The organism is Rickettsia argasii T170-B (assembly GCF_000965185.1).
Classification (GTDB): domain Bacteria; phylum Pseudomonadota; class Alphaproteobacteria; order Rickettsiales; family Rickettsiaceae; genus Rickettsia; species Rickettsia rickettsii.
This window is the reverse complement of the sequence record NZ_LAOQ01000014.1, coordinates 1-8,129: the sequence shown is the minus strand read 5'-3', so window position 1 is coordinate 8,129 and position 8,129 is coordinate 1. Positions and strand designations below refer to the sequence as shown.

Genomic DNA, 8,129 nt, shown 5'->3' with positions numbered 1-8,129 from the left:
AATAAAGCAGGAATTAGCGTATAATTTTCTATATGATACTGATAAGTTTATAGAACAATTTCAAAGAGTACTAGATAGAACTCCTCATGAGCGAGCGTCTAGTCACAGAAGCTTTTGGACTCATTTTTTTCTTGGTTCTAGCGTAACTATTCAAAATAGTTATATAGGTAAGAATATAGAAGCTATTTGTTTTAGCATTGGTGCATCTGGTAATGCTAAAATTGTAAAACTAGCTTTTAAAGTTAAGATTGATAACAAAGAGAAAGTTATACTACGATCTATATCTATTAATAAAGGTGATGCTATTGGTCAAGACGTAAGGTATTCAAAAAATGAACTTAGCACAATAAAATCCAAATTTTGGGGGAATAAGACTGCAGACAATACTATCAATTTATCAGCTATTGACTCTAAAGTGCTATATGTAGACATCAGCACTAGCAATATTAAACTAGAAGATAATCGTCAATTAGGGTATCAAATTGGGAACGATCGTTAAAGTTGTACCTTTACAACTAGGCAAAAATGCAGATGGTAGTGTTAAGACATTAGATGATATATTAGATGAAATGTCTGATCCGACAACTATTACAGCGGATAATGTAGAAAGTTTTTTTTATAAGTTGAAAGAGGCATACCTCAATAATAATAAGAAGAACGTGTTGCGAATGGTAGAAGCAGCATATCATGGTTTTACTTATGAAGCAGCAATATTAAATTATCATATAAAATATGGCATATATGCTGATGTTGAACAGAGTACTGGTAGGGGATTTTTAGATTTGTATATTCTGCTACGTAAAGATCAGCATGGTAATTATGTACCGAATGCTGTTAAAATAATTATTGAGTTTAAGGAAGAACAGAGAAAGGGTAGCAACAGTATTATGTCTGTTCAAGATGCAGTAAAGCAAATAGAAGAGAAAGCTTATGCGTTCCAGTTCGCAGGAAGGACTCAATCTCAAGTTGTAATAATAGTAGGAGCTGATTTTGGTGCTACAGGCGAAACAGTACGAGCAAAAGAGTCAAAAATTGACTTACCAAAACAAAGTTTTATATCAAAGCTGATTGATGCAAGACAAGCAACATTAGACCATACTACAATAAAGCAAGAACTAAAAACAATATACGACTCAACACGTAGTGATGAATCGCTAGATAGGGTAATATTAGGGGAATTGTTATCAAGTAATGTAGTAGAGAAAAATGTATTTATTATTAAGGATTTTCCTAACGGTCAGCGTGTGAGCATGTTTGTATTCAAGAATCAATATCAAAAAGCAGTAATATTAACTTGTATCGAACAAGAAAATTTAGCTTCACCTAAATATGTGAGAGTATTCTTAAGGATCCATCGAAACCAGCAATAAGAGCTAATATAAAAGAATACAAACAAATTACCATAGAACAGGAAGTAAATGATGGAATTTTATACATTCAAAGAGAGTTAAATATTAATTCTGGTAAAAGAATTGATATAACAATTAATCCAAAGGGAAAGGTGTTTGAAAGTATAAGAAGTGCAGATTTTTACTGTTTAGGTATTAAAGTAAATGATTTAGGCTTGAGTTCTCCACCAGCACCATATATATCACAATTTATTACAAAATATGATATTGCATCAAGTATTGATCTAAATAATCTAATACCAGCATTACAGGGTTTAGATTTAGAGCATATGTCGAGCCCACCACATGATGATGGTGATAAGGAAGCTCAATTTAGAGAATTAAACAAACTAAAAGAAGAATTATTCAATTTGAAGGAGTGTATTGTCTTAGAAAGAGATCTTAAATCTATCTTGCATGGTTTGTTTTTATATAAAAAACTTAATAAACACGGTATAACAATACTCGCAGAAATGAGTTTAGGTCATGGAAGAGCGGATTTAGCTTTAATATTCAAAGATAATATACCACTTGCTTTGGAATTAGGACTTGGTACTTCAGAGACAAAAATAACACAAAAGGAGTCACAATTAAAGAACTATATAAAATATCTTAAAGCTATTACTGATGCAAGACAAGCTAATGGAGTTGTATTAGGTTTTAATAAAGATGCAACTAGTGCAGATTCGATAATAGTAGCAAAAGGTTTTACTGATACGGTTGATCATATCAGTTCAGATGACAGTCCTATTAGGCAACCTTCATTACAATCTAGACCTAATCTGCAAGATTTAGATAATCCACAACCGGGGCCATCAGGAGTACAACAAGAGAAGCGTGGGTATGATGCAGATAGTGATTCTAAGCTTAATCCTAGACAAAAAAAATTAAAAGGAAGTTTGTCTTCTTGTCCAGATAGTAAAAAGAAAAGAGAAATTAGTTTTTGTAAGTTTAGTGCACAGGACTTAGATGAGTTTAGCATAAAGAAAACGAGGAATATAGATGAATTACAAATCGATAGTAAAAAGTTCTTAGAATATTTACGACATAGTAATGATCAAGCAAAAAACAGTCAATTGTTGGAATTAGCAAAAATCAGACAAATTGAGGATAGTGATAACATCATAGGTGATTATAAATATCTATTAGATCGGGTGACAGAGGCTGGAGGTTATAATAATTACCGTCAAAATGAACGTCTTGAAAGTATTATGTATAATATTGCTCGGGATACAAAAATAAATAATCAATTAAAAAGTAAACTAATTAGTGCAGCAGGTAAGATGCAGCTAATAATGGGTATACATGGAGCTATTGTACAATGTCAAGAAAGCAAAGATAGTGATACAGGGGTTCGAGATTGTTTATTAAGTGTTGGAGGGTTAACTTACTCTCTTGCATCAGCACCAATTGAAAATATTATAGTAAAGCAACAATCTAAGTGGGGGGTTAGATTATTAAATAGTTTTAGTCAAGTAACACCAAAAATACTAGGTCATAATACAAAATTTATTTTCAAGATTCTATCAGCAAAATATGGGGTTAATTTTTTTAAAGGTACGGCGGGAGTTGTAACTGGGGTATTTGATATTGTTGATATTGGATTGGCAGCCCAAGCACTTAAGAAATGTCAGGATATGGCAGGTACTGATAATGCATGTAGTAATAGGGAAATAAGAGATTATACAGCATCTATAATTTTTTCTGGAGTTTCATTTGTATCTGGTATTGTTTTGGTAATTGCTAATGCTACTGTCGGACTTACTGTAGGAGTGGGGGGAATATTGATTGTTGGTTATGTAATATATAGTGGTATTAGTGCTATTGTAGAGTATGAAAAAAAATATGATACCACCCATGATGAGAATTGGCGAATATTCTGGCATACTATTTTTCAACAGGACTTACCAAAGGATGTACAACATTTAGCAGCAAGAACAAAATCTGTAAATAAGATATTGAACGCAGCATGGCATCATTTACAATCTATGCCTGATAATGTAGTAGCTTATGCTGGTGGATTTGGTAAGGTGGTAATAAAAAACTGGGAAGAATGTAAAGAAAGCAGCATAAACAGGTGCTTCGCCGTACATGGGATATTGTCCTGTGCACCACCAAACTGTAAACGGTATAGTAGCAGCACTCTTGAACCAAGTGATGCTAATATTGATATGTTAAGTCCTAATGATGGTTATTTATCACGTGTTTTGCCTAATTATATTGCGGGTGCTACAATGACTTGTTTGCCTACGCAGTCTAATGCAATCTATGAGGCAAGTGGTACTGGAAGGTCAGATCCGAATGTAATACATTCATGTAGTAATAGTTTTGTTATTGAACATAATGCGAGACGGAACCAAGTTCATGATAACAAGTATATAATTTTTAATACTCAATTGATGACTACTGGAGGAATAACAACGAATTATACCCCATCTAGTATTTTTTTACTGGGCAAAAGTTCTATTAACATACATATTTTAAGTCGTGACAGTCAATTTGTCTTTCTTAATAATGAATTTTCAGGTTCTATCATATTTGATGCATCCTTCCTCTCTTATCATATATTGTTATTACCTTATCCTCTTAATAAATCATTTAATGCTGTATTCAATACAGCGATGTTAGACCATAATATTGTAAAATTTAGTATTCAAAGCGTAGAACATTTTGATTTTACTCAGAAGATAAATGTAATTAATATGTTTATTAATGATAGAAAAATAAATCTTTGGTCATATTACCATAATGTAATAAAAATTGCATATCAAGGGAGAAAAAATAAGGAAGATCATGTTGATTGTAAGTTAGATGAGAGTCATCCCTCCGTGGAATTTGATTTGATAGATGGTGGTGGGGGATATAGCAATGATAGACCAGATATCATTACAGGTTGTAAGAAAGTAGTAATTTGGCCATATACAAAAATAAAAGGTACTGAAGGTATTTATCATTTTTATATAAGAACAAAAGATGTTAAGAAAGAAAATTCAAATTCATTAATTGATATCAAGGGGAAAGGGACTGTTGTCTTTCTAGACACTAATTTATTAACAGATTGTGAGAAAATAACTTATTCTAAAGAAAGTAATACTCTATCACTACAAATTAAATTGGGTGCAAATATTTTTTATACACTAAGTATAAAAAATTATTTAGGCAGTGATGGTCTAACTCATAACTTTAATTTAATAGATAAAAATTCTGGTAATGTTATTCCTAAAATAACAGAAAGTACAACTATTATTAGTAGATTTGAATTACATATAACAACAGAGCATAGTAGTGGTCAGGATGATTTTTCAGTTGAAGAAGTTAAAAAATATTATGAAAAGGTTTCAGAGAAGAATAAAGACTATGAACTATATGGTGTTGTAAAAGACAAAAAAAACTATTACCATTTTGGTTCTAAGGGTGTAGACATTATTATTTTTGATGAGCAAGTTACCTTTGTTAAAGGTGGTGAAGAAAGTGATATATATATTGTTACTGATAATATGGATGTACGTACAATAATCATTGATAATAGTTCATATGATATGAAATTTGATATATTGATGCTATCATCAAGATATGATGTTTGGTTAGAAACTGCAGGTAATGATCTAAAAATACTAATTCGCAAAGAGAAAGGTTATGTGGAGAAGATAGATTATGTTATTATATATAATTATTTTAAAGATGTTAGTTATAAACATCTTATATTCGTTGATGAAAAAGGAGACGCTTATATACCATTCCAAGGAGTTGATAATAATTTGAGGCTTGTGTCTTTTTGTAGCTGTAGTATAAGTAGTTTTGTTAGTGTAATTACAGCAAGTACGACAGCTGTGATTGATTGCGAATTAGATAACATAGAATACTATAGAATACAAGAGGATCTAATATTGCATAGCAGTAGTAGTGACAGTCCTGTAATTATTGCTAAACAATTTTTTGATAATCAAGCTAAGTATAATGGTACTAAAATATATCAATTCAATTATAATGAACAGCCCTTAGATTTTATTGGAGGTGCCAACAGGGCTAAAGATTATAAACAGTTAGTCCAGGAATCATATAATGTTGCTATCCAGGAATATGAAGTAGATTTTAGCAGATCATTTAATATAACACATAACCATAGAATGGAAAATGGTAAATTGGTTCCCATACCAGTAGATGAACAAAGGACAGGCATTATTATATTTAAAGATATTAGGCCGGTGAGGGTAGAAGTTACAAGATTTGCTGATGATTTAGTTATTAGGGATTTCTCTTATGTTCATACTAATAATAGTGATGAACAACCTATTGTTAGAGTAAAAAATTGGTTTATTAATCATGATTATACTATTTCTACAATAGAGTTTGATTTGGGATTAGACCCTATAAGAATTAATAAATGGGATGAGAATACAAATACGATCAAAGGTGATACTACGCTAATTATAATGCAAAATAAGATTAGTTTGGCTGAATGGATGACTTATAATCCAAGTATTTGTATTCAGACTCTGTTATCACCTAATTATGATATATTATACCACCATTGGAGATGTATAGTAGCGATTAATAGTAAAGATAATATAATCAAATCCTATGAGGCATTAGGATTTAATTCACCAGAAGAACAAGTTACTTTTATTGAGAATTGTGAATTTACAAAAGATGTATTATTACAATTAAAAAGATCTATAAGTATAGCTACTGAGTATGAACATTGTCTTGGTTGTAATCGTGCAGTATTACCACCACCTAATATGGGTGACAATGTATTAGCATGTAAAGTATGGCATAGGTTGATATTGTGCGGATATAACTACACAGAAGCATCCCAAATATATGACGATCTGAGTCAGACATTGAGTTATAATAGAACAATAGAAGGTATTGACAAAATCCTAAATATTTTAGGCAACAATAGTGATGAAACTGATCATCAACGTCATCGTCGTAGCTTCAATGATCATGAGAATTTGATAATAAGTACTACCAATTGGTTTAAAGAGAAGGTATATTCATTCTGGAATATGATAAGCAACTTCAATATTCTACCAGTAGCTAATGGTGAACCTATTAATGAAAACCCAAATATGGGTATCATAGAAAATTGTTATACCAATGAAAATAATGAGTGGCAAAATGCTACCATTAATTCTAATCATGGTATTGCTGTTCAATATGATTATGTACAACAGCAACTACCACTTATACAATATGTTTTGCACCATTCACAACTGGTACCTACCGTGAAAAAATATGGAGTGATAGGCACAATAAAGTACTTTATTAGACAATGTGAGAACCAGCTAAGCAATTGGTATTACCATCAAGATACAGGGCCCGATCCTGATAAAGAGCAATTCTTAAAGCAAATCTGTTCATGTACAAACTGGTTAAACAAGCTTGAAAACATATTAATAGAAATGAGGACACAATTGATAAAATCTCAGAGTTCTGTTTTTGTCCAATGTGTTAGTGAAAAAGAGAATATTACACCAAAGTATAAAGTGTTAAAGAGTTACCAAGATAGTATACAAGATACAAAAGATGAATTGTATCAACTAACTGTTAAGTTGCAACAACAAAAAACAGTAACTCAAAATCAAATAGATGAGATAACAATACTAGTAAATTATACCACTGATCTAACAATAGATATCATTGACTTGACTAATAACAGTGTTTGGCGACAACAACTACAACAACTATTATTAGTCGATAAATATGGCATGAACGAACAACAAGATGCAGTAGGAGCAAGAGTAGAATTAAATACAAATAATGCTGATATAAATATTAGTGCAAGTGGTGATATAGACTATCATGTCCTAGCTTATATGAGTCATATTCTACCAGATCAATTAGTTATAGGTAGCAGCGGAGAGTCACTAATATTAGCTTGTTGAAACGTACCATAGAGTAATACCAATTGCATTATTTAACAGGGTAAACTAATCCAATCACGATACATTATTTGTAATAGTTGAGATTTTATCTTACATTTAGTAAAATAAATTAATTATTAAATGGAGATAAAGAATGCACTTAAATCAAAAAATAATAAAGCCAAAAATAGGATTACTAGAACTTGCTAAGAGCCTTGGTAGTATATCATCAGCATGTAAAGCGATGGGATATAGTAGAGACAGTTATTACAGATTTAAAGAACTGTATGAAACTGGTGGCGAAGAAGCGTTATATGAAATTAGTCGCAGAAAGCCAATAATAGCCAATAGAGTTGATCCAGCGATAGAGAAGGCAGTAATGGATATGGCAATAGAATATCCAGCATATGGTCAGCTAAGAGTATCAAATGAGCTTAAGAAGAGTGGAATACTTGTATCACCTGGAGGAGTGAGATCAATTTGGTTACGTAATGATTTAAACAATATCAGTAAAAGGCTTAAAGCATTAGAAGCAAAAATGGCTCAGGATGGTATTGTTCTTACTGAGGCTCAGTTACAAGTACTAGAGAAGCGTCGTAATGAAAAAGAAGCACATGGAGAAATTGAAACGCAGCATCCAGGTTATCTAGGATGTCAGGATACATACTATGTAGGTAATTTTAAAGGTATCGGTAAGGTTTATTCTCAGGTATTTATTGATAGCTATACTAGGGTAGCAGATGCTAAACTATATACTGATAAAACAGCTCTTACTGCTGCTGATATGCTGAATGACCGCGTGTTACCATGGTACGAGACCCAAGGAATACCAATACTTCGTATTCTTACAGACCGTGGGTCAGAATATAAG

The 8,129-nt window shown here is 31.7% G+C and carries 3 protein-coding genes and 1 pseudogene; all 4 read left to right on the top strand.

The features are described from left to right. Positions 1-499: pseudogene (locus RAT170B_RS10710) on the top strand (hypothetical protein); the annotation flags it as partial. After that, a complete protein-coding gene (locus RAT170B_RS07430; RefSeq protein WP_045806044.1) occupies positions 483-1,370 on the top strand; it encodes a PD-(D/E)XK nuclease domain-containing protein in 888 nt (295 codons plus the stop codon). The pseudogene RAT170B_RS10710 and the gene RAT170B_RS07430, both read left to right, overlap by 17 nt. 131 nt (positions 1,371-1,501) lie before the next feature. Continuing rightward, positions 1,502-7,279: a hypothetical protein gene (locus RAT170B_RS07425; RefSeq protein WP_045806043.1), complete on the top strand. Its 5,778-nt coding sequence runs from the start codon at positions 1,502-1,504 to the stop codon at positions 7,277-7,279. A 133-nt stretch (positions 7,280-7,412) separates the two neighbouring features. Beyond that, positions 7,413-8,129, top strand: a 717-nt coding sequence (locus RAT170B_RS07420) for an IS481 family transposase (protein WP_045806040.1), incomplete at its 3' end; no start/stop codon positions are given.